This is a genomic window from Celeribacter sp., from assembly GCF_048261515.1.
Taxonomy (GTDB): Bacteria; Pseudomonadota; Alphaproteobacteria; order Rhodobacterales; family Rhodobacteraceae; genus Celeribacter.
On the sequence record NZ_JBLXFZ010000002.1, the window covers coordinates 69,280 to 89,843 of the forward strand.

At 54.1% G+C, this 20,564-nt stretch carries 21 protein-coding genes, 3 pseudogenes and 1 other annotated feature; of the genes and pseudogenes, 10 read left to right on the forward strand and 14 right to left on the reverse strand.

What is annotated here, in order from left to right; translation table 11 throughout:
* Positions 1 to 111: 111 nt before the first annotated feature.
* The 6 genes from ACN0SC_RS05220 to ACN0SC_RS05245 form a co-directional block, all read right to left on the reverse strand.
* On the reverse strand, positions 112 to 282 hold the full coding sequence (locus ACN0SC_RS05220) for a hypothetical protein (protein ID WP_417248616.1): 171 nt from the start codon (positions 280 to 282) through the stop codon (positions 112 to 114).
* A 540-nt stretch (positions 283 to 822) separates the two neighbouring features.
* The gene (locus ACN0SC_RS05225) at positions 823 to 1,014 is read right to left on the reverse strand and encodes a hypothetical protein (protein WP_417248617.1); all 192 of its coding nucleotides are present in this window, start codon (positions 1,012 to 1,014) and stop codon (positions 823 to 825) included.
* 49 nt (positions 1,015 to 1,063) lie between these two features.
* Positions 1,064 to 2,197, reverse strand: coding sequence for an alanine/ornithine racemase family PLP-dependent enzyme (locus ACN0SC_RS05230; RefSeq protein ID WP_417248618.1), 1,134 nt, complete (start codon positions 2,195 to 2,197; stop codon positions 1,064 to 1,066).
* Positions 2,194 to 3,393 carry a DUF1611 domain-containing protein gene (locus ACN0SC_RS05235; RefSeq protein ID WP_417248619.1) on the reverse strand — a complete coding sequence of 400 codons (1,200 nt, stop codon included), beginning with the start codon at positions 3,391 to 3,393 and terminating at the stop codon, positions 2,194 to 2,196. The genes ACN0SC_RS05230 and ACN0SC_RS05235 overlap by 4 nt, the downstream gene beginning before the upstream one ends.
* A 70-nt stretch (positions 3,394 to 3,463) precedes the next feature.
* A complete protein-coding gene (locus tag ACN0SC_RS05240; RefSeq protein WP_417248620.1) occupies positions 3,464 to 4,288 on the reverse strand; it encodes a hypothetical protein in 825 nt (274 codons plus the stop codon).
* On the reverse strand, positions 4,278 to 4,631 hold the full coding sequence (locus ACN0SC_RS05245) for a hypothetical protein (RefSeq protein ID WP_417248621.1): 354 nt from the start codon (positions 4,629 to 4,631) through the stop codon (positions 4,278 to 4,280). Before ACN0SC_RS05245 ends, ACN0SC_RS05240 begins: the two co-directional genes overlap by 11 nt.
* 522 nt (positions 4,632 to 5,153) lie before the next feature.
* Positions 5,154 to 5,209, forward strand: a sequence feature (sul1 is cis-regulatory element that is thought to sense ions involved in sulfur or methionine metabolism; They are found in Alphaproteobacteria).
* Between the two features lie 72 nt (positions 5,210 to 5,281).
* Here ACN0SC_RS05245 and ACN0SC_RS05250 point away from each other — a divergent pair.
* Complete coding sequence (locus ACN0SC_RS05250; RefSeq protein ID WP_417248622.1) at positions 5,282 to 6,778, forward strand: SulP family inorganic anion transporter; 1,497 nt, start codon at positions 5,282 to 5,284, stop codon at positions 6,776 to 6,778.
* Positions 6,779 to 6,787: 9 nt separating this feature from the next.
* Complete coding sequence (locus tag ACN0SC_RS05255) at positions 6,788 to 7,642, forward strand: universal stress protein (RefSeq protein ID WP_417248952.1); 855 nt, start codon at positions 6,788 to 6,790, stop codon at positions 7,640 to 7,642.
* Between the two features lie 460 nt (positions 7,643 to 8,102).
* Here ACN0SC_RS05255 and ACN0SC_RS05260 read toward each other — a convergent pair whose 3' ends face one another.
* From ACN0SC_RS05260 to rnk, 3 genes are all read right to left on the reverse strand, one after another.
* Positions 8,103 to 8,837, reverse strand: coding sequence for a pseudouridine synthase (locus ACN0SC_RS05260; protein ID WP_417248623.1), 735 nt, complete (start codon positions 8,835 to 8,837; stop codon positions 8,103 to 8,105).
* A gap of 124 nt (positions 8,838 to 8,961) precedes the next feature.
* Positions 8,962 to 9,852, reverse strand: coding sequence for a mechanosensitive ion channel family protein (locus tag ACN0SC_RS05265; RefSeq protein ID WP_417248624.1), 891 nt, complete (start codon positions 9,850 to 9,852; stop codon positions 8,962 to 8,964).
* A 74-nt stretch (positions 9,853 to 9,926) separates the two neighbouring features.
* Positions 9,927 to 10,364, reverse strand: coding sequence for a nucleoside diphosphate kinase regulator (gene rnk / locus ACN0SC_RS05270; RefSeq protein ID WP_417248625.1), 438 nt, complete (start codon positions 10,362 to 10,364; stop codon positions 9,927 to 9,929).
* A 470-nt stretch (positions 10,365 to 10,834) separates the two neighbouring features.
* Here rnk and ACN0SC_RS05275 point away from each other — a divergent pair.
* Positions 10,835 to 11,050 (forward strand): annotated as a pseudogene (locus tag ACN0SC_RS05275) (transposase); the annotation flags it as partial.
* Positions 11,051 to 11,211: 161 nt separating this feature from the next.
* Positions 11,212 to 11,439 (forward strand): annotated as a pseudogene (locus ACN0SC_RS05280) (IS3 family transposase); the annotation flags it as partial.
* A gap of 210 nt (positions 11,440 to 11,649) precedes the next feature.
* Here ACN0SC_RS05280 and ACN0SC_RS05285 read toward each other — a convergent pair.
* The 4 genes from ACN0SC_RS05285 to ACN0SC_RS05300 are packed head-to-tail and all read right to left on the reverse strand — an operon-like array spanning position 11,650 to position 15,048.
* Positions 11,650 to 12,333, reverse strand: a complete 684-nt coding sequence (locus tag ACN0SC_RS05285) for a GntR family transcriptional regulator (protein ID WP_417248626.1) — start codon at positions 12,331 to 12,333, stop codon at positions 11,650 to 11,652.
* 8 nt (positions 12,334 to 12,341) lie between these two features.
* A complete protein-coding gene (locus ACN0SC_RS05290; RefSeq protein ID WP_417248627.1) occupies positions 12,342 to 13,205 on the reverse strand; it encodes an ABC transporter permease in 864 nt (287 codons plus the stop codon).
* Positions 13,202 to 14,014: an ABC transporter ATP-binding protein gene (locus ACN0SC_RS05295; protein ID WP_417248628.1), complete on the reverse strand. Its 813-nt coding sequence runs from the start codon at positions 14,012 to 14,014 to the stop codon at positions 13,202 to 13,204. Before ACN0SC_RS05295 ends, ACN0SC_RS05290 begins: the two co-directional genes overlap by 4 nt.
* Positions 14,014 to 15,048 (reverse strand): ABC transporter substrate-binding protein, encoded by a 1,035-nt coding sequence (locus ACN0SC_RS05300; RefSeq protein WP_417248629.1) that lies wholly within the window; start codon positions 15,046 to 15,048, stop codon positions 14,014 to 14,016. Before ACN0SC_RS05300 ends, ACN0SC_RS05295 begins: the two co-directional genes overlap by 1 nt.
* A gap of 206 nt (positions 15,049 to 15,254) precedes the next feature.
* Between ACN0SC_RS05300 and ACN0SC_RS05305 the strand changes: the two genes are divergently transcribed.
* The 5 genes from ACN0SC_RS05305 to ACN0SC_RS05325 all read left to right on the forward strand — a co-directional run bounded on the left by ACN0SC_RS05305 (position 15,255) and on the right by ACN0SC_RS05325 (position 19,040).
* A complete protein-coding gene (locus ACN0SC_RS05305; RefSeq protein WP_417248630.1) occupies positions 15,255 to 15,953 on the forward strand; it encodes a fumarylacetoacetate hydrolase family protein in 699 nt (232 codons plus the stop codon).
* Positions 15,950 to 16,567: an RraA family protein gene (locus ACN0SC_RS05310; RefSeq protein ID WP_417248631.1), complete on the forward strand. Its 618-nt coding sequence runs from the start codon at positions 15,950 to 15,952 to the stop codon at positions 16,565 to 16,567. The genes ACN0SC_RS05305 and ACN0SC_RS05310 overlap by 4 nt, the downstream gene beginning before the upstream one ends.
* A gap of 2 nt (positions 16,568 to 16,569) precedes the next feature.
* Positions 16,570 to 17,436 carry an NAD(P)-dependent oxidoreductase gene (locus tag ACN0SC_RS05315; RefSeq protein WP_417248632.1) on the forward strand — a complete coding sequence of 289 codons (867 nt, stop codon included), beginning with the start codon at positions 16,570 to 16,572 and terminating at the stop codon, positions 17,434 to 17,436.
* Positions 17,433 to 18,269: a sulfite exporter TauE/SafE family protein gene (locus tag ACN0SC_RS05320; protein WP_417248633.1), complete on the forward strand. Its 837-nt coding sequence runs from the start codon at positions 17,433 to 17,435 to the stop codon at positions 18,267 to 18,269. Before ACN0SC_RS05315 ends, ACN0SC_RS05320 begins: the two co-directional genes overlap by 4 nt.
* A gap of 78 nt (positions 18,270 to 18,347) precedes the next feature.
* Positions 18,348 to 19,040: a substrate-binding domain-containing protein gene (locus ACN0SC_RS05325; RefSeq protein ID WP_417248634.1), complete on the forward strand. Its 693-nt coding sequence runs from the start codon at positions 18,348 to 18,350 to the stop codon at positions 19,038 to 19,040.
* Positions 19,041 to 19,112: 72 nt separating this feature from the next.
* On the opposite strand, the pseudogene ACN0SC_RS05330 reads toward ACN0SC_RS05325, so the two are convergent.
* Positions 19,113 to 19,337: pseudogene (locus ACN0SC_RS05330) on the reverse strand (IS256 family transposase); the annotation flags it as partial.
* A gap of 158 nt (positions 19,338 to 19,495) precedes the next feature.
* On the opposite strand from ACN0SC_RS05330, the gene ACN0SC_RS05335 reads away from it, so the two are divergent.
* Positions 19,496 to 20,386: an MBL fold metallo-hydrolase gene (locus tag ACN0SC_RS05335; protein WP_417248635.1), complete on the forward strand. Its 891-nt coding sequence runs from the start codon at positions 19,496 to 19,498 to the stop codon at positions 20,384 to 20,386.
* Positions 20,387 to 20,564 lie beyond the last annotated feature (178 nt).

Sequence of the window (20,564 nt, forward strand, 5' to 3'; positions counted from 1 at the left end):
CTCCCGGGTGCTAGAGGCCTGTAAGTGCAACCCGTTCTTACAGGCCTCTATAGGTTTGTAAGCGGGGTTCCGACCTTGCAGTTACCTACTCATGGAATGTGGCGAATTGACTTACCGCAAGCGGTAAACTCGCGCCATTGGCACCGCCTGCCTGATTTGCTGGATGGTCGCCGAAGCCATGTGCAACCTAATGCTTACTTCGACAAGTGTCGCAACGGTTGGCCGCATTCCGTCCTTGGCGACAATCGATGAGAACAGCCCCTTGCTGCGGTGCAGCTTCATCAAAGGGCTTATCCATTGCGTGGTGCTGGACGGCCTTAAATGCCAAGGTCGGCAAAACGGACAAAACACCCCTCCGCTGTGGCGAGATCAATAGACGCTTTTTGTCTAAGCACAGCCCGCTGTGATTGGGCCGAACTTTGGTTCGTCGCATAGTCTTAGAAATCATCAACTTCAGGGACATTCCCAAGCCTGACAATGAATCTGGGTGCTCCGACTTCTCCACTGCCTGTGTCCTCGCTAATCGAATAGGCGTCAGCGCCTACACAATTTTCACTCAGGGCTTCCCGTTCGGCTCTATTTTGGGCTTCTACTGCTGTTGAATACTGGAACTGTTTGCCGATTTTTAGTCCGGATCACTCATCTCGTCCGGGCTTTTGTTCCACATAGGTCTGGCAGATATAGTGAACTTTGCTTGCACTTTCGTCTACTTTTTTCATGGTAAATCCTTTGTGCAATGTGTTGTGCCATTGACGATTGAAAGGACGAGAACGTCAGATATGTTGAGCCATTGTTTTGGCACCGGGCCAGTTTTGGCATGCATTAGCGCGGGGGATTTGTCGACGCTTTTCCTTCGCGCCCGAGACGCGCGATGCGCAGACGGTTGATCTTGGTTTCCCGTTGTTCCGCCTCTTCTTCAATTAGCTTTCGGACAATGCGGGTTGTCTTGTCCATCGCGGTTTCCGCTTTGGGCTTTTGCGGTTTGAACAGATTTGATTTTGTCAGTTTTTCCAACTGGTTTCCTTCTCTTTGATATTTTCGTGGCACGTCGGAACGGCGTCGTTCAGACCCGTGCCAGATGTTCGATCGGCCCCTGAACGTCGCGCGCGTGCGGCGCGGATCGGTCGTTGAGCAGTTTTGTCGGGATGTCGGGGGCCGCCATGGTGCGCATCAGTGCGCTGTAGTTCATCTGGAACCGCATTTGCGATCCAACGCCGTGCGTCGTCGTGCCGTTCGTTCCTGTGGTGCCAAGGACAAGGTGGTCGCTTGTCGCGCCGATGAACCTGTGTCCCGATGGTATCGAAAGCCCGTCTGCATCCGTGTCCTGATACCCGATGGCAAGGATAATCCGCGTTGCGTCCCGACTGTCGGGCACCAGTCGTATGCCCGCCAAGGTGATATCCGCATAGCTCACGAAGGGGCGCAAGGACTTCGCATCCGTTTCGATCACTTCGGCCACCAGCGTGAAGGCGTCCTGAAAAAGACCGTCAATCGGAGTCCCTGTGAGGGGATCGACACCGAGTAAAAGGGCCTCACCAATGCGCAGGTCGTTTATCCGGCCTGTTGCGTGCGTGCCAAATGCCCACGGCAGGTTTGCCGAATTGCCGCCCGAGACCGTTTCGAGAAGAGGGCCACACTGGACCTCGATATCATCGGCAAGTGCCGAGAATGCCCGCATTTTTGCTGCCGTAGGGGCAATGCCGCTCAGGCAGGCGAAATTTGTGCCGATGCCTGTCAGCACCACTCCTGGTGTGTCCATGACGTGTCGCGCCATATCGCCCAGATCATGCGGCATGATCCCCTCGCGCATATCGCCCATTTCGACCATCAGGATGATGCCGTGAACCGTGTTTTGCCGCATGGCCGCCACGGCAAGCGCCGAGATCACCGACATTTCGGTATTGTAACTCGTGTCACAGAGGTGAACGATGTCATCGACCTGGCTCAACATCGGGGTCCGGATCAGAGTGATCGGAGAGCGGATGCCTGCCTGCCGCAAACGCTTCACATTGCTCAAACGCGCCTCGGCCAAACCTACGGCGCCACCATCGAGCATTGCGCGCGCGATGGCGGGATGGCCGCGCACCGCCTTGGTGACGGCGGTAAGGCCGATCCCGCGTGTCTGAAGACGTTTTGCGAGCGTTTTGGTGTTGTGGCGCAGCTTGTGCAGATCCACTTCCAGTCGCGGGCAGGTCATATCGTGTCCAGCGCTGGCTTTTGCATCATGGCGGGAAAGGCCGTGGCCACCATCGCATGAAGATGCGCCTCGGGACGGGTCAGGGCATCTGTCACGGGCAATCCCAGTTCGGTGGACTGTGCGATGATGGTGTCCGTTATCTCGGCGTCTGTCATGCCCTCGTGGTTCAGCGTGATCCCGATGACCTTCGTGTCGGCAAAAGCTTCGATCAGGGCAATCTCGCTGGCGGGCGTTGGCATGGGCATCGTGTCGAAATCGCAGCGGTTCACCCGTTTGGGGGCGTGCTGGAGGATGACCGCATCAGGTTGGCTGCCGCGCAGAATAAAGGCGGAGGTGCAGAAGGCGGGGTGGCTGAGCGCTCCTTGACCCTCGATCACGATGACATCGGGCTGCTCGGCCTCGGAGGCCGCGACAATCGCGCCTTCGAGCTCGCCACAGCAGAACTGGGGCGGGACGGCGTCCATCGCGATACCGTATTTCGCACCTTGCATCAGGCCTGTCTGGCCTGTGCCGACCAGCACTGTCTTGATCCCCTTGGCGTTCAGCGCACGCGCCAGACAGGTTGCAGTTGTCCGCTTCCCGATGGCGCAATCTGTTCCGAGGATCGCGATGCGAAGCGCAGGGACATCGGCGACACTGCCATCGAACAGGCGCATATCCTTGCTTGGTTTGGGTCTGCGGATGTCACGGATGGTGACATGTCGATCCGATGCCGCTTGTGCGATTTCGGTGTCGTCGCCGAGGTATTCGTGCAGGCCGCTGACGATGTTCATCCCGTGGGCAATCGCTTCCAACACGACAGCACGATCAGCCGGCGAAAGCCGACCCGTCGAAGGGGCCATGCCGTAGATGAAGGTGTCGGGCATATAGGTTTCACGGGTGATTGCGGCATTGAGATCTTTGACGACGGGAATGGTGTTGCGCACGTCATCAAGAACCAGTCCGCTGTTCTCGCCGCTACAGGTGCTGTCGATAACGGAGAGGATCTGGTAGGCCTGTGAATGGCGCACGAGACCGTTGGCGGTCTTGCCGTCAATTCTGGCAAAGTTGCCCTCGCAATAGACAACGGCGGTCGGGTGTGCGGGGATCGGACGTGGCGTGGTCTGTCGTGTGGCTGCACCATGTGTCATGGGGGGAGCTTGAGCGCCCCTGATGGGACGGCGAATGGTGTCGACCGTCTGGGTTTCAGTTTTCATAATGTTTCCTTTTGGTTGCGAAGCTATCGCATTGGCGGGACCGTGACGGGATCGTCTTGGCGCTGCGTGCTCAGTTGATGAGACGGCATTGTCCCTTGTATTGCTGGAAATTCCTGTTGCATTCCCAACGGTTTCCAGACCTGTCGAGATGGGCGTTTTCGGGGATGTCGATCAGGTCGCAGCCTGTCTCGGTGGCTTCATAGCCCCGTTGGCAGGACCATCCCTCGCCGTAAGAGGCATCGTCAAAATAGGCGAACTCGGGAACGAAAACGGCCTTGCACAGATCGTCCTGTGCAAAAAAGCCCCGTTCGCAGGTCCACGGCTCGCCATAGTGCAAACCGTTGAGAAATCCGTTGGCGGGCACAACGATTGGCGCGCAACCGTTTCCTGCCTGTTCGAACCCGCGCTCGCATTCCCACGTGGAGCCGTTGGAGGCCTCCACGAGATAGCCGTTGTCTGGCACGATGACCTCCTGGCAGTTGTCGCCGACCTTGAGAAATCCGCGGAGGCATTTCCAGCGTTCGCCCGAGGGATCCAGAAATCCGCCAGCGGGGACAGCCACAGCCACGCAGGTCGTTTTGTTGACTTCGCGATAGCCGTGGTTGCATTCCCATCCCTGACCGTATGTCCGATTGGTCGCATAGGCCTGCTGGGGAACCACAATGGCCACGCAGCTCTCACCGTCAGGCCTATACCCGATATTGCATTCCCACCCCTCGCCATAGGTATTGGTGCTAGCGTTTTCGGGCACGGGTTGGGCGATTGCGGGCAGCGCCAGTAGGAGCAGGGCGAATATCGGACCAAGCAAGGTCCAGAACATCCGGCCATGCCCCGACACGGGGTGGGCGCAGGCGGCGCGTGACGAGTGCTGCGTTGCTATCGTGTTATGAGCCATCCAGCCCGAGCCCTGTGAGGCAAGCGGTGGCGAGGTCACGGTCCGGCGTATCTGTGCCAGGGCGGGTTGCCCAACCCGTTTCCATCATTGCATTGCGGCGGTCAAAGCCCGAGAGATCGCGAAGCGCGGCAAGTTTCCCGATACGTTCGGGATCAGTGGCAGCCATGTCCATGCATACTGGAACCATCGCCATGGTCACTTCGTTTTCCGACATTTCCGCGGCCAAGGCCTGAGATTTGGTATGTGTCGTCCAGCCACCCCAATTGAAGCCGAAGACAGTAATTGCAATAGCGCCGACCACGGCACCGTAGATGCCGGGTTTCGTCCATTCGGGAAAAGTCATATTTTGATCCTTTGACGGAGAAAGTGCCGTCTCACTGTGTGTTGCGCTGACAAATCATTTTGTCAGCGCGCTGTCCAAGTCGTTTGATCGACGGTGCCGCCCGTGGCCGTGAGCATTCTGTTCGAAAACAGACCGCAACTACGCGATGTCATGGCGCAGCTGTGGCGCACGACAAAATCGGCAAGCATCCGAAGCATCAGATTCCTGCTCGGGCATGTGACAGCTGAATTTTGATGATAGAATATCGTAATCCACTCTGGCGGGCGACGCGCCACTGCCGAAGAAGACCACAACTTTGTGATCTACATATAGTCTCTTTGCACCCGAATTGCAATGATTGTGGTCCCGCTCTTGTTTTGACGCCATAGCGGCGGAAGCACAGTGCGAGCGGGCCGAGCATAGAGAGTGTCCGCAGTTCGTAATTTGGCAAAGCCGTTTACCATCAAGATCGCTCGAATGAGCCGCGCGGGTATCAGTGCTTGATTTTGCTGCATTGATAGGGTTTACGCTCACACCATAGCGTAAGGACCCGGTGAGAGCCCGGGTGGCTCTTCCGGCCGCTGATCCGCCGGACAACCCTGTAAACTCCCAATATTTACCGCAGGTCGTCACGTGAAAGACGATCATGCGCAGGGTAACGGACTGACTATATGATTTCTATTTCTGACTACCGACAGCAATGGTTCGGGAACATTCGTGGCGATGTGCTTGCGGGTATTGTCGTTGCACTGGCGTTAATTCCCGAGGCGATTGCCTTTTCCATCATTGCAGGCGTAGACCCCAAGGTCGGTTTATATGCATCCTTTTCCATTGCCGTGATTATTTCCTTTACTGGCGGACGGCCTGGGATGATTTCGGCTGCGACGGCGGCCACAGCCGTTTTGATGGTCACGCTCGTCAAGGATTACGGGCTTGAATATCTCTTGGCTGCAACTGTTCTTGCGGGTCTCTTGCAGATCGGGGCGGGGCTTTTGAAGCTCGGGCGCTTTATGCGCTACGTGTCGAAATCTGTGATGACAGGCTTCGTGAATGCCTTGGCGATCCTGATCTTTATGGCGCAACTGCCGGAGTTGAACCTGAACAACGCAGGCGTCACTTGGCTGACATACGCCCTTGTCGCTTTTGGGTTGGCGATCATCTATCTGTTCCCACGTTTAACAACCGCTGTGCCATCGCCCCTCGTGACCATCATTATTCTGACCTTACTCGTCGGGTTCATGGGGTGGGATGTTCGAACCGTAGGCGACATGGGCGCATTGCCCGATACGCTGCCCGTCTTTCTCATTCCGCAGATCCCGCTGACGTTTGAGACGCTTGTGATCATCTTCCCATACTCCGCAGCGGTTGCCGTTGTCGGTCTGCTGGAGAGTTTGATGACCCAGAACATCGTCGACGACCTGACGGACACAAAGTCGGATCGGAACCAAGAGTGCATCGGTCAGGGGATTGCCAATACCTGTACGGGGTTCATTGGCGGCATGGCTGGCTGCGCTATGATTGGCCAGTCGATCATCAACGTGAAATCCGGCGGGCGCGGGCGTCTGTCGGCCTTTACCGCTGGCGTCGTGTTGTTGTTTCTTGTTGTTGGCCTCGGTGATCTCGTGGCGCAAATCCCGATGCCTGCCTTGGTCGCGATCATGATCATGGTGTCGATCGGCACATTCTCCTGGTCCTCGATTAAAGCCCTTAGAGTGCATCCGCGCTCGTCCTCCATCGTGATGCTCGCAACAGTCGTCACCGTGGTCTACACCCACAACCTCGCCATTGGCGTGTTGGTCGGTGTGTTGCTCTCCGGGATCTTCTTTGCGGGCAAAATCGCGCAGCTCTTCCGCGTCTCTTCGACCCTGTCCTCTGACGGGCGCGAACGGGTCTATGTCCTCGAAGGTCAGCTTTTTTACGGATCGGCTGAGGACTTCGCCGCAGCCTTTGATTTCCGTGAGGCACTTGACCGCGTGGTCATCGACGTCAGTCGGGCGCATATTTGGGATATCAGTTCCGTTCAAGCGTTGGATATGGTCATCCTGAAATTCCGCCGCGAAGGTGCGGAGGTTGAGGTCGTCGGCATGAACGATGCAACAGAAACGCTCGTCGACAAGCTTGCGATACACGACAAGCCGGGCGCGTTGGACAATTTGATGGGACACTGAGGGAGGATCATCATGGACAAGATACTGACACTACTGGACGGGTCGGCCTATTCCGAAAGCGTCTGTCACTACACAGCGTGGATCGCGCGAAAGCTCAATGCCGACGTGGAGGCCATGCATGTATTGGGCCGCAGCGAAGGCGCGGTGACGGGCGATCTTTCGGGCGCGTTGAAACTCGGTGCTCGCACGGCTCTGCTTGAAGAGTTGTCGTCACTGGACGCCCAGCGTGCAAAACTTGCGCAAGCAAAAGGTCACGCCATTTTGGAGGATGCGAAAGCCATCCTTGAAAAAGACGGCATTTTGAATGTGAACCTTCGCTTGCGAAAAGGTGATCTTCTTGAGGCGGTTCGCGATCTTGTGGACGACACGCGTGCTATCACGATCGGGAAACGGGGCGAGGGCGCCGATTTCGCGACGGGTCATCTGGGGTCCAATCTGGAGCGGATCGTGCGAAGTTCCAAGGTGCCTGTTTTCGTGGCCTCGCGGGAGTTTCGCCCTGTCACCAAAGTGCTCGTGGCCTATGATGGAAGCGCAAGCTCGAAGGTGGCTATCGAACGCATGTCGACGAGCCCCGTTTTTATCGACCTCGACGTAAGTGTGTTGTGCATTGCACAAGATAGCGCACAAGCGCAGAGCATCGCGAATGACGCAGTTGAAAAGCTCACCGCCGCCAATATCGCAGCCACGTCACGAACCGCGACAGGCGACCCCGAAGACGCGCTCAATAAACTGGTGTGCGGGGAGGGGTTCGATCTTCTGGTGATGGGGGCGTATGGCCATAGCCGGATCAGAAGGCTCATTATCGGCTCAACGACCACCGCGATGATCCAATCCGTGAAAATTCCTGTTCTGTTGTATCGCTAACGCTCAGGCGGGTCCAAGCGTGGAGGTGTTGCGAAGTACAATTTTGCCGTAGTGATAAAGGTATAAATGACGGCGGCCCTATCGCCTCACCGCTAGGAACCGGCGAGGAGCCACGACTTACGCCCTAGATGATATGTAGATATGTAGCGTGGCTGTACGATCCTGACTATGTCTCGACCAAAATCATGCCGTCTCCTGTTCTCAAGGACGAGTTGTATTGGGAACATCCAAAGGGCGCGCATATGATGCTGGAAGCCTTCGATCTGGATCGCGATGCGATTTCGAGGACTTCTACAACACGCTGATACGCGCACCAAAAGCGTAACCCAATCCCTCCTCCCGGGTGTTAGAGGCCTGTAAGTGCAACCCGCGCTTGCAGGCCTCTATAGGTTTGGGAGGGGGGAGGGCGTGAGACTTCAAAAGGCGTATGCTTGGTCTTTTGCGGCTTGCTTGGCCTCGGCTATTGAAAGATCAAGGCGACCTCTGCTTCACTAAGAAGCCTCCATTCCCCTGGTCCTAGCTCGTTAGAGAGGACCAGGCCGCCAAAACCCTCGCGGTGTAATTCCGAAACGTGGTTTCCGGTTGCGGCAAACATGCGGCGTACTTGGTGGTATCGCCCCTCGGTAATATGAAGCAGGGCTTCGGTCGGCGAAACCACCTCCAATTCAGCAGGAGCGAGTGGTTTGTCTTCGTTCTCCAATATCATGCGCCCCGAGGCAAACAGGTCTCCTTCCGTGCCTATTAACGGGCGGGCCAGCTTGACCCGATAGGTCTTTTTTACGCGGCGCTTCGGGCTGGTCGCATGGTGCAGAAGATCGCCATCATCTGTGAGCAGCAAAAGACCAGAGGTCTGTTTATCCAAGCGGCCAACAGTTGAGATCCTTGGATCACGCAACCTCCAACGCTTGGGGAGGATGTCATACACCAAAGCGCCGTCGTCATTGTGTGAGCAGGTCATGCCCACAGGCTTGTTCAACAAAATAACCATAGGTGCGAGCGGATCGAGAGCCTCACCGTATACGCTCATGCGGTGAGGTAAATCTGGTGTGATAGGTATACGCTTGGTGACGTCCACAAGCGTGGAGGCATCGAGAGTGATCCCTCCAGCCTTTGCAATGCGTGCGATGTCTTTGCGCGAGCCGTAACCCATAGAGGATAGCAGCTTGTCGAGCCGCGCTGTTGGAACCTTAGCCATGAATTTGGCTCCCTGAATGGAGGTCCGCCCCCCCGAGTTCTGAATGACCATTTGAGATTTCCAGATCACAACATGGGCCATTTACAGTCATCTTTAAGGGGCACTTGTGTGTGGAGCACGCGCCCTAAATGGATGACGGTTTGGCGCGAACGAGTTCAATGCGTCGGTGTGGCGCGAGGTATCCCTTGTCTCGCAGAGCGTCATCGACAAGGCTATAGACCTCGTCGCGGCAATCGGGATCGAGATCAAAGCGCGATAGCCAGAAACGAAGCGCATAGGTGATGCCACCTTCTTCGTAAGCAAGAACACGCACGTCGGGTGCAGGGTCTTGTTGGATCAGCTTTGCATCTTTCACTGCATTCAGCATCACCTCGCGAGCGCGACCGACGGGCATGGTGTGATCAAGGGTGATCGCGACCTGCGCCCGATACTGCGGTCTGGGGGCCGAGTAGTTGGTGATCCTCTGCCGTGCGATTTGGCTGTTGGGGATGATCATATAGGTCGAGTCACGTGTTAGAATGCGCGTGGTGCGCCAGCCGATTTCAATGACTTTCCCGCGCGCCAGACTATCAATGTCGATCCAGTCTCCAATGCGAAATGGCCCTTCGACCCCGAGAGCGATACCCGATAGGGTATCGGCGACAACGTTTCGGATCGCGAAGCCAAGCATGGCAAGGATCAAGCCCGATCCTGCCAAGGCCCCGATCGCACCCTGTCCGAGAAACAGGGAGATGGCGGCTCCAAACGCCACGAAAAAGAGAAGCGCCGCAATCAGGTCGCGTAACAGCCGTGGATAGGGGCGGTTGCGCGGGCTGGCTGCGTCCAACGCCACAGACACCACGCGACTGGCAAGCCATGCGAATGCAAAATAGGCCAATGCAGTGATACTGGTCGACAAGGTGTCATCGGTGCCTATCAGAACCGCGATGTGCGATGAAAACAGTATCAATCCTGCGCAGATGATTGAGAAAACCGTCGGCCAAATGAGGCGTCTGGCATGGAATTTCGTATTCATTTCAGACGCCTCCTTTGTGGCTCTGAGTTAGTCATGTCTTTGGGAGAGGAGAAATGCCTCGACCTCGCCTGTTTCTAGTCTTTGTGGTTTGCTGAAGGTGGGGTCACTTCCATAACCGTCAATGTCCGTCGCTGATCGTCACGGGTGTCCCAGTAAAAACTGGCTCCTTCGGACAATCCGAGAAGCGCGACACCAATGGGTGTCATGACCGATACGCAAAGGTTCGTGATGTCAGCCTCTTCGGGATAGACCAGCGTGATTGTCTTTTCCTGTCCGGACATTCCGTCCTGATAGGTGACTGTGCTGCCCATTGTCACAACATTGTCGCGCACCTTGGCTGGGGCAACGATACGGGCGCGCCCGATTTCATCGAGTAGTCGATCTGCCAGTGCAGGCTGACGCCGCATCATGCTGTCTGCCAGCTTTTCGAGGTGGGGCAGATCATCTGCGCTGATCACGATTTTTGGGTTGCGCTTGTTTGGTTTCTTGGTGGTCTCAGTCGAAGTCGACATGGGATGCCTCCTTTAGATGTGGGAAGGTTGTAAGAATGCCTGCAAACGGGAGACGTGCGAGCGGGTGCTCGACGGTCTGCCGGTCGAAGTTGGAGATATGAGGGATGAAAGGCGGGGAATGTGTTTTCCTACTGGCGATTTAATCGCCAGAGCCGCAATTCAGTACTGTAGGAGGACCCCGGAAGGTTAGGCAGACACGAACGCGCCTAGACCGCCCGGGGAAGGGAGCGGTTTAGCAAAAAAGTCCGAACTTGATTTGCACATACCATCATGACGATAGAGCTAAGCACACTCCGCTCGATAGTCAATCTCGATTACGAGACTTAGATTTCGTGACCGACCAGCCACGTGAATTGGCCCCCTATTTCGACTGGACTGTAACCTGGACTGCTGTGATCCCTAAAAACGTCCTCGTGTTTGGTTAGAGTTTTCCGCTAGATTTTTCTGAGCTGGGAGAGGAGCGGAAATGCATGAAAGCATCGAAGTTCACGGACGCGCAGAAGGCGTTCATTATCAAGCAAGGCAAGGAGGGCACAACGGTTGCTGAGATCTGCCGTAAGGCGGGCATCAGCCAAGCTACGTACTTCAACTGGAAGAAGAAGTATGCAGGCATGTTGCCCACAGATATGAAACGGCTGCGTGAGCTCGAAGACGCGAATTCCCGACTGAAGAAGATCGTCGCTGATTCAGCAGGATCGGCTCAATCCGGAGAAACCAACCGCCCAATCCGACCTCGAACGCGAGATCGCAGAACTGCGAAAAGAGAACCGTATGCTCCAGGAGGAGAGGGATATTTTAAAGTTGAGCCGTACAGCAATCGATCCAATGGAACGATTGTAGGCGATAACGCCAACGCCACGGTGTTCTTTGCGGAGAGCAGCAGATGAGGTTTGCCTTTGTTGAAGAACAACGCGACATCCCAGTGAACCGCTTGTGTGTGATTGCGGACGTCAGCCTACGTGGCAACCGCGCCTGGCGTCCTCGACCGGCCAGTAGGCGGCAACGCACTGACATGGTGTTGCTCGCCCACATCCGAGAACAGTTCCGCCTGCCTCTTGGCAGCTACAGCAGACCCCTTACGAAGCTCTTAGAGACAGGCTACAGTGACACCGCAAGTGTTCCGCAGGTCCGTCCAGGCTACAATCTGATCACCAAGAAGGCGGTGCCAATGAGGCGGTTACTCTTCTCCACCTATGTCCGCAACAATAACAGCGGTTTGGTAGGAGGGCAGCTCAGGCCTGTGTAATGGAGCAAACCTCGAGCCAAACTATTGCCGCCAGAAATATCAGTAATTTGCAGGCCTCAACTCGGCAAAGGTTGCAAGATAATGTCGCTCCAAAAGTTGGCAAGCCATTTTCTTGTCCCTTGCAAGTACACTCTCCAGAATGGCTCTATGCTCTTCTGCAGCCCCCTCGCGGCGGGCATTGCTGGAATTTATGTTCATAGAAATGTTCCGATAACGCACAGCTTGGTCCATCATCAATGCACAAAAATCTTTCAGCCATGTTGATCGGCATGGATCGAGCATTCGCACGTGGAATTCCTTGTGCCGGACATCCCATGCCTCCGAGATTTCCCGCTCTGATCCAGGTTTCAATTTGCGTGCCTCGCGCACAAGGGCTTGATACGAGAGGATTAACGCATCCTCCCATTCGTCATCCCCCAGCGTGATTGCCTCTGATAATGCCTTCTTTTCTGCCCAAATCCGGGTTTTGACAAGCTCTTCAAGATCATCCAGTTCTAGCGGCGCAACAAAGAAGCCGCGTTGTTTCTTGCGCTGGACCAACGCTTCGGCGGAAAGGCGGTTCAAAGCCTCTCGAACGGGTACAGAGCCAATCTTGTAACGATCCGAGACTGCCTCTATCCGGAGCTTTTCGTTGGGCAATAAAATCCCCTGAAGGATATCCCTTCGGATCAGATCATAAACTTGTTCTGAGAGATTTCGAGCGTCAGGCAATAATTTCTCCATAGTCCCACTTAGCCAATTGGCCCTGATTGTTCTTCTTTCTGCCAGAAGACAATTTTCCGCTGTGCAAACAGAACTGTAAAGTACAGGAGTAGGCCAAGAAGACTCAAGTAAAGGATTAGTGCGAACACGCGTGGTGTATTCATCTGGCTAGCTGATTGCCGGATCAACGCGCCAAAGCCCTCTCCACCTCCTAGAAACTCGCCAGTAATTGCACCTGCCATAACTCCCACAGCGGCAATTTTCAGACCTGTGAAAAAATATGGAAGGCCAGTAGGAAGTTTCAAGCGAAGTAGGGTTTGCATACGCGTTGCACCCATTGCCTTAAATAGCATTCGTTCATCCTCGCTTGCGGCATAAAGACCTGCGGCTGTGGACACTACGATTGGAAATGTTGCGATAAATGCCGCAAGTGCAACCTTGGATGAAATGCCGAAGCCAAGCCATGCGATAAACAACGGCGCAAATGCGATTTTTGGCATTGTATCAATCGCCACGAGGTACGGAAGCAATGCACGCTCGCCAAAACGGGTCTCGCCGACGATAACACCTAGAGTGAACCCGATAGAAATAGCGATGGCAAAACCCCAGAATACTGTTTTGGTCGTGGTCCAGAATGCTGTCAGCATATAGCCGCCAGAGAACAAATTTTTGCCGACGAAAATCAAATCCGTTAAAGTCTCAGCTGGGCTTGGAAGTATAATTGGAGACACCCATCCCATTCGAGTAACCAGTTCCCACGTTCCGACAAAAGCAATAAACAGCAAAGTCATCGCAAGCCAACGTGGAATGGAGTCGATGATGCTTATATTCTCTGTCCAGACAGTATCAGGCAGTTCGGCATTTATTTGATTCGCCGTATTTTGATCGGTCATACCGTCGCCTCCTTATCTAACAATGCGCGCATATGAGCGACGATCTTTCCAAACTTCTCAGTGTTGACCATCTCAAGCGTTCTGGGGCGCGGCAGATCAATAATGACTTCTTCGACAACCCGCCCAGGGCGCGGCCGCATTACCAATACACGGTCCGACATAATTACGGCCTCCGCGAGTGAATGGGTGACTAGAAATGCAGTTGCGTTTGTTTCACTGCAAATGCGCTGGAGCTCCATATTCATGAAGTCCCTGATCAACTCGTCCAATGCGGAGAACGGTTCGTCCAAAAGTAGGACTGCGGGTTCGGAAATTAGCATTCGACAAATCGAAGCGCGTTGGGCCATACCGCCTGACAACTCGCCAGGGTAGACATCGGCAAAATCCCCAAGGCCGACAAGGGACAAAAGCTCTTGTGCTTTTGAGTGAGCAGCGCGCGCTGCGGCCTTGCCTTCACGGATATCGATGGGCTGAACGATGTTCTCCAGAACTGTCTTCCACGGCAAAAGCGTTGCATGTTGAAACATCATGCCAATGTCGGCACGCGGCCCAACGACAGGTTTACCTTCCAGAATGACCCGCCCTTGGGTTGGAGGCATGAGCCCCGACATGATCTTCAGCAATGTCGACTTCCCACAACCAGACGATCCCACGACCGAGACAAATTCACCCTTGTGTAGGGTTACGTTCACATCGGACAATGCAACCAGCCGGTTCTTGGCATATGTTTTTGACAAGCGGGAGATTTCATAGACTGGCCGTCCGTGAGGAGAGGCAGCCGATGAGTTTCGGGGCTCAGCCAGAGTCATTAGGCGTTCCAATCTGCAACAAATTCGTTCGTATAGACGGATGACAGGTCGTCGAGTGGTCCTTCTAGCGCGCCAGAGGATACCGCTGAGTCGTGAATCAGTTTCCAGTGCTCAGGGGGCTGATATCCAAAGCCGTGTTCAATGAACGCATCGGTTGGCGTCATTCGGTCGATTGCCAGCGACAAGAGCGCAGTCGCGACTTCAGTATCTTCACCTTCCTGCGGATTTCCTGCCGCACAGTGAGCCAGCGCAGCTTCTTTGTTGGCAGGATCGGATGCAAAACGCATTCCTTTTACCAAAGCGCGACCGAATTTTGGCGCAAGATCAGGGTTTGCGGCCATCGTGCTTTCTAGCATGGCGATACCGTTCCCGAAGAAAGCGAAGTATTTTTCAGGAGTGATTTCACGCAGGTCAATTCCGCGCGCGCTAAGAATGGCTGCATCGGAGATCGCGCCAGCATAGGACCCAACTTCGTCGCGCAAGAACGCAACCGCAGCCGTGCCACCATCACCCACCGGAAGGAACGTGTAGTCCGTACCTTCCGCCATGCCCAAATCGCTTAGGATCGCTTGAGTAAACGACATTTCTGCCCCGTCAGCTGTGCCGATCCCTACAACTGTCCCGCGTAGATCCTCGGGAGTTTGCACTGGACTGTCGTCTTTTACGAGAAGGCCGAATACCGATTTCGCAAATAGGTTGTAGATGAACTTTACATCGAGCCCACGTGCTCGAGCGCCTAGTACAGGGCCAGGGCCAGGTGCGCCGATTTCTGCCTGACCGGCGGCCATTGCCTGTAGGACAGAAGATGATCCATCAACCGCTTGCAGTGTCGGACTTAAACCCTCTTCGTCGAAATAGCCTTCGCCGAGGGCAACCCAATAGGGCATCCAGGTGATCGCCGATGGGTTCGGTACCGCGAATGTAATTGGCGTTTGTGCCCGCAGCAAGCTGGGGGTGCCTAGCGCGAACGAGGCAGTTGCGGCGGCGGTAAGCCCACCAAATGTGCGACGTGAAATTTTCCTGTTGGTCGTCATGGTGATTTCCTCCCTATATGGTTAGCGGCACAACGAAGAAAGCTTCCTCTGTGCGCTAGATCTCACGCTATATGATTCGGCGAGAAATGCAAAAAAATATATATTTTTTAAAATTTGGACTTGGAATATCTCGCACTTGATGCAAGATCTCATGGGGAATGGCACCGTTCGGATTCCCCGCGCATTGCCAATTGGAGGAGAAAACCATGAACTACGCTGTGTCCCCGCCACCCCAAGCCTACCTTGATATCACTGGCAGCGATGAGAAATTTCCTGTGCGCCGCATTTATTGTATCGGCAAGAATTACACGGCACACATTATTGAGATGGGCGGAGATGTTGAGCGCGATCCCCCTGTCATTTTTCAAAAACCTGCTGATTCTGTGGTTCGAAATGGTGGGGATATTCACTATCCAGCTTATACGAAAAACTATCATTTCGAAGGCGAGATGGTGGTCGTGCTAAAATCTGGTGGTTACAACATAAAAACTGAAGACGCATCCAGCCATATTTTCGGCTACGCGGCTGGCCTAGATATGACGCGCCGCGATCATCAGGCAGGTGCGCTAGAGAACGGTTTGCCATGGGAAATGGCTAAGTCCTTTGATCAATCGGCGCCGATTGGCCCTGTCACAAGAGTTGAAGAGACAGGTGTGATCACCGATGGGAACCTTAGCCTGACCGTGAATGGCGACGTGAAGCAGGACGTTGATATGTCGTTGATGATCTGGAAAACCGACGAAATTATCTCGAAGCTCTCCGAGCAATATGAACTGAAAGCTGGTGATGTTATCATGACTGGCACACCTGCGGGTGTTGGTGCGGTTGTTACAGGCGACATTATCAATGTCCACGTCGATGGCTTGCAGGACCTACGGGTTCGGATAACTGAACCTGCAGGATGACGACTGCTTCGGATCTTGCGGCTGCCGGCACGGCTACGCTTGGCGAGGCGTGGGAGGCCGCGAGAGTCATAGATAATCCCCCGCTGCCACTGACACCTGAAATGTCAGTGGCAGGTGTGGCGCTTACCGTCCAATGTAAGCCTGGCGACAATCTGGCGATACATAGAGCCATTGCCGCCGCGCCATGTGGTGGGGCGGTCCTCGTCGTTGATTACGGAGGATGTGTTTCGTCCGGACCTTTCGGGGAGATCATGGCCGTGGCTTGCCAGATGCGAGGCATCGTCGGACTGATTATCGACGGGGCCGTCCGTGACAGCGTTCAAATAGCGCAAATGGGCTTTCCGGTTTTTGCCCGTGGGAAAAACATTCGGGGTACGAAAAAGGATGATCATGGCGCACTTGATATACCGTTGGAAATGGGCGGCACAATAATTCAGCCTGGTGAAATGGTTGTCGCCGATGCCGACGGAATTGTCGTTTTTCCACAACACGAGGCCGATGATGCATTAACTGCAGCTCAAGTTCGTTTGAAAGGCGAGGACAGCGTAATGGCCCGTTTGAGGGCGGGTGAGACCACGATGCAGATTTTTCAGTTAGATAAGTCGGAGAGATGATTATGCAAAATGAAATTGGGATCGCGGGTGCTGGTCGCATGGGAACTGCTCTCGCGAAGCGGCTCCTTGAATTGGGCCACTCGGTTACGATTTGGAACCGAACTGTAGCGGGGACGACTGCTGCGGTTGAGGCAGGGGCGACGGTCGCCGCTGATTTGGACGCTCTGGCGAGATGTGAGATCATTTTGATCTCGTTAACGGATGCCGATGCGGTGTCATCTGTGGTTGGAAAATTGGCCGCCTCGGGAATAGGAGGGCGGCTTGTCATTGACATGTCGACGCACTTACCCAGCGAAACACAAGCTATTGCCGAAGTTATCACATCATCAGGGGGCGAATTTATTGAATGCCCAGTTGGAGGGACCGTCGGTCCTGCTTTGAAAGGCCAACTGCTTGGAATGGCCGGAGGGACATCATCTGCATTTGCTCGGGCCCAACCGATATTGGAAAGGCTTTGCAAACGTGTTGAACACTTAGGGCCCGTGGGTAACGGTGCGCGCATGAAGTTGGCTGTTAATCTGCCGCTCGCGATCTACTGGCAGACCTTAGGTGAAGCTTTGTCGCTTCTTGGTGACGCAGGCGTTTCACCAGAAACTGCAATCAGCCTGATCGCAGACAGCTCCGCAGGCCCGACCGTTTTAAAGAACAGGGCGCAGGTGATAATAGACACATTGAATGGCACCGATCAGCCTGGCACTTTTGACATCGCGGGACTTAACAAAGATTTGCGCCTCGCTTTGACACTGGCGAAATCCGAGTCGCGGGAGCTACCATTGGCGCGGGCCGTTGAGCCCATTTATAAAGACGTTCTGAATGCTGGATTGGGCGGCTTTGACGGTGCAAGTCTTACAAAGCGATCTTCAACTTGAGCGTTTTAAATCCAGCCGAACTCGTATTGCTAATTTCCGCTCTTGCATTTTCCGGCGCAGTGATCGGTTTGCTCGCAGGACTCTTTGGAATTGGTGGTGGAGCAATTTCCGTTCCGGTTTTCTTCGAGTTTTTCCGCTTTTTTGATTATTCGTCGGACATTGCAATGCCCTTGGCTGTCGGAACGTCACTTGCGGTGATCATCCCGACTTCAATCAGTTCAGCGAGAGGGCATTTTTTGCGCGGTTCGGTTGATATGAGCTTACTGCGAATTTGGGCGTTACCCGTGATGTTGGGGGTCCTTATTGGGGCGTTTATTGCTGGCTACGCAGCGCCATGGGTGTTCCAAATAGTTTTTGTCGTTGTCGCCAGTCTGAATGCAGCAAAATTGCTCTTGGGCGGAAAAGGTTGGAGGGTCTCAGATTCTCTTCCCAGAAAAAATATGTTACGGCTATACGGCGCGATGATCGGGGTGATGTCTGCACTGATGGGGGTTGGTGGCGGCGCAATTTCCAACCTCGTAATGACGCTTCATAACGTCTCAATCCATAAGGCCGTATCTACGTCCGCTGGCGTTGGGGTGCTTATCGCAATACCTGGTACGATCGGATACATGGCGGCGGGTTGGGGAACCCCAGGATTACCACCCGATGCCATCGGTTTCGTGTCAATACTCGCATTCATCCTGACCATTCCTGCGACCTTGCTTACGACGCAGATTGGTGTCCGACTTGCACACACGTTTTCTCAGAGGCGATTGGAGACGGCGTTTGGTCTATTCTTGGTGCTTGTCTCTTTGCGATTTCTCTATTCGCTGCTCTCGACTACGACATAGATCCTCGTTCATCTACGTTGCCGTACGAAATCTAGCGCCACTATCATATGCCCATAATCACAACAGAAGGTACGTTTCATGACTGAACTTCGTATTCTAGCCGGAGGTGGAATCGCTGCTTCGATGCGCGCTATTGCGCCACGCTTTGAACGCGCAACTGGTAATCAAGTTAACTTCTTTTTTGGCACGACGCCCGAGCTTATAGCTGAGGCGACGTCTGGAGCGAAGTTCGACGCAGGCGTCTTGCCGCATGAGGTTTATGCGGATGTACAGGCTCGCGCGCACTTTACCGCACAGACGCCCATTGACATCGCTTACGTTGGTCTCGGTGTTGCGGTTCGCGCCGGAAATGCGAAACCCGACATCCATTCGCCCGATGCGCTGCGATCGACCCTAATCTCCGCAAAGTCTCTGGCGACGATTCCCGAAAGTGCCGCTGGAATGCAGATCATGCGGTTGTTTGAGAAGTTGAGCATTTCGAAAGAGATGGCGCGTAAAACTCGGGTAAAGAAAGCGCCGCCAGACGTGGTGCAGTCCCTCGCATCAGGCGAGACCGAATTGGGGATGTTTCTTGCTAATGTATTTAAAATTGCACCCGAAGTTGATTTGCTGACGCCGTTCCCAGATGAGTTACAGCAGAAAGTGAACTTTGCGGCGGCAGTCGCGAAAAACACTTCACTTTCAAGCGTTGCAAGTGAATTCATTGCCTGTTTAAAAACGGCCGAATCTGCTGCCCTAATCAGGGAAAATGGAATGTCACCGTTTGCCTGATATTTTGCGCTATACTAGAAGTTGATGACACTCGAGATCAGACGTAACCGCCTCATTGGCACCACCCTATACACCAATCCCGGTTATCGTCTCGCGTTCGGGCGAATACCCATGCCGGAAAAGACGGGCGGGGTCTTCTTTCGTAGTTTCATGTTTGTAGGCCTCCAATAATACGGCCAGTTCAGCTTCAACGGCTTGCTCGATGAGTTGCCGCGCGCCAGATCGTTAAATCTCGGTCAGCGGGTCGGTCGAAAATCCGGATGGATCAGGCAAGCTGGTGATGGTAGTCTTCGTCATGCGGCATACCCCTTTCCCTATGGAGAATTGACGGCGCTCTGAACACCGCCATGATATGCCGCCCCTACGGGCCGTCGCCAACTTTCAGGCATTAATCGCTTTTAAAACTAGGGAAAATTGAGTTTCGAACCTTGGATGGAATTGATGGGGAGACTGGCATGAGTGCTATTGGATCAATTATTGGCCGAACGGCCCATACAAACTCTTTTTCTTTAGGAGAATTCCATATCTCGACAATTCTTGATGGATTTTTACGCCGAGACAACCCATCAGAGATTTTTGGAACCAACCAGTCACCCGACGACGTCAAGGCACTGTGTAAAGAGAACAATTTACCAACAAATGCTTTCTTTCATTGCTTCTCGCCCACTCTGGTTCGTGTTGGTTCAGAAACAATTTTATTCGACACGGGCTTCGGGCCAGCAGGCCGCAAGGCTGGAAACGGTCAGCTTCGAAATCGGCTCTCGGAAATTGGTGTTGTTCCAGAAGACATAACGAAGATCGTATTGACACATATGCACGGCGATCACGTCGGTGGCTTGATGGAAGAAGCAGAAACGCCAGCGTTTCCAAATGCCGAGATACTATGCTCCAAAGTGGAATACGACTTTTGGCTTGATGATTTGTTGTTGTCTGGCTCTCTTGAAGCTGGGGCAAGGTTGGTGCGCCAAAACCTTTTACCACTCCGAGAGCGTGTCTCTTTTTTTGGTGACCGTGACGAGATATTTGGTGGAATTACAGCCAGATCGGCATTTGGGCATTCGCCGGGCCATTCAGCATTTATGCTTGAGTCCAATGACCAACGCCTAATGTTAACTGCCGATACAGCAAATCACTTTGCCCTATCGCTCCAACGTCCAGATTGGCACGTTTTCTTTGATATGGATAAGAACAAAGCTGCCGAGAGCCGTCATCGCATTTTTGGCGAGTTAGCAGATGAAAGAATTCCCTTTATCGGGCATCATATGCCTTTCCCGTCCGCTGGGTATGTATCCCGAGCAGAAATTGGCTTTTCATTTATGCCAATGACCTATCAATTTGACCTGTGATCACACCAAGATGAGCGGTTGTAGAGGTAGTGTCCCAAGGAATGGTGTAACTTTGTTCTTCGGCCATTGCTTGGCTGCAGTTACAGGGCGGCGATTGTCGCTGGGTCCTTGGGGTAGTGTCGCAAATTGCGGCTACGGTTTTCAGCGTCATGTAGGCTTCGCGTGATTGCCTACTCAT

Excerpts from the sequence above, each read along its gene's own strand:
- ACN0SC_RS05235 (WP_417248619.1), bottom strand. The coding sequence starts at position 3,393 with ATGAAAACTGAAACCCAGACGGTCGACACCATTCGCCGTCCCATCAGG.
- ACN0SC_RS05285 (WP_417248626.1), bottom strand. The coding sequence starts at position 12,333 with ATGGAGAAATTATTGCCTGACGCTCGAAATCTCTCAGAACAAGTTTAT.
- ACN0SC_RS05245 (WP_417248621.1), bottom strand. The coding sequence starts at position 4,631 with ATGACTTTTCCCGAATGGACGAAACCCGGCATCTACGGTGCCGTGGTC.
- ACN0SC_RS05240 (WP_417248620.1), bottom strand. The coding sequence starts at position 4,288 with ATGGCTCATAACACGATAGCAACGCAGCACTCGTCACGCGCCGCCTGC.
- ACN0SC_RS05220 (WP_417248616.1), bottom strand. The coding sequence starts at position 282 with ATGAAGCTGCACCGCAGCAAGGGGCTGTTCTCATCGATTGTCGCCAAG.
- ACN0SC_RS05260 (WP_417248623.1), bottom strand. The coding sequence starts at position 8,837 with ATGGCTAAGGTTCCAACAGCGCGGCTCGACAAGCTGCTATCCTCTATG.
- ACN0SC_RS05265 (WP_417248624.1), bottom strand. The coding sequence starts at position 9,852 with ATGAATACGAAATTCCATGCCAGACGCCTCATTTGGCCGACGGTTTTC.
- ACN0SC_RS05325 (WP_417248634.1), top strand. The coding sequence starts at position 18,348 with ATGACTGAACTTCGTATTCTAGCCGGAGGTGGAATCGCTGCTTCGATG.
- ACN0SC_RS05250 (WP_417248622.1), top strand. The coding sequence starts at position 5,282 with ATGATTTCTATTTCTGACTACCGACAGCAATGGTTCGGGAACATTCGT.
- ACN0SC_RS05230 (WP_417248618.1), bottom strand. The coding sequence starts at position 2,197 with ATGACCTGCCCGCGACTGGAAGTGGATCTGCACAAGCTGCGCCACAAC.
- ACN0SC_RS05315 (WP_417248632.1), top strand. The coding sequence starts at position 16,570 with ATGCAAAATGAAATTGGGATCGCGGGTGCTGGTCGCATGGGAACTGCT.
- ACN0SC_RS05290 (WP_417248627.1), bottom strand. The coding sequence starts at position 13,205 with ATGACCGATCAAAATACGGCGAATCAAATAAATGCCGAACTGCCTGAT.
- ACN0SC_RS05335 (WP_417248635.1), top strand. The coding sequence starts at position 19,496 with ATGAGTGCTATTGGATCAATTATTGGCCGAACGGCCCATACAAACTCT.
- ACN0SC_RS05305 (WP_417248630.1), top strand. The coding sequence starts at position 15,255 with ATGAACTACGCTGTGTCCCCGCCACCCCAAGCCTACCTTGATATCACT.
- ACN0SC_RS05300 (WP_417248629.1), bottom strand. The coding sequence starts at position 15,048 with ATGACGACCAACAGGAAAATTTCACGTCGCACATTTGGTGGGCTTACC.
- rnk (WP_417248625.1), bottom strand. The coding sequence starts at position 10,364 with ATGTCGACTTCGACTGAGACCACCAAGAAACCAAACAAGCGCAACCCA.
- ACN0SC_RS05295 (WP_417248628.1), bottom strand. The coding sequence starts at position 14,014 with ATGACTCTGGCTGAGCCCCGAAACTCATCGGCTGCCTCTCCTCACGGA.
- ACN0SC_RS05310 (WP_417248631.1), top strand. The coding sequence starts at position 15,950 with ATGACGACTGCTTCGGATCTTGCGGCTGCCGGCACGGCTACGCTTGGC.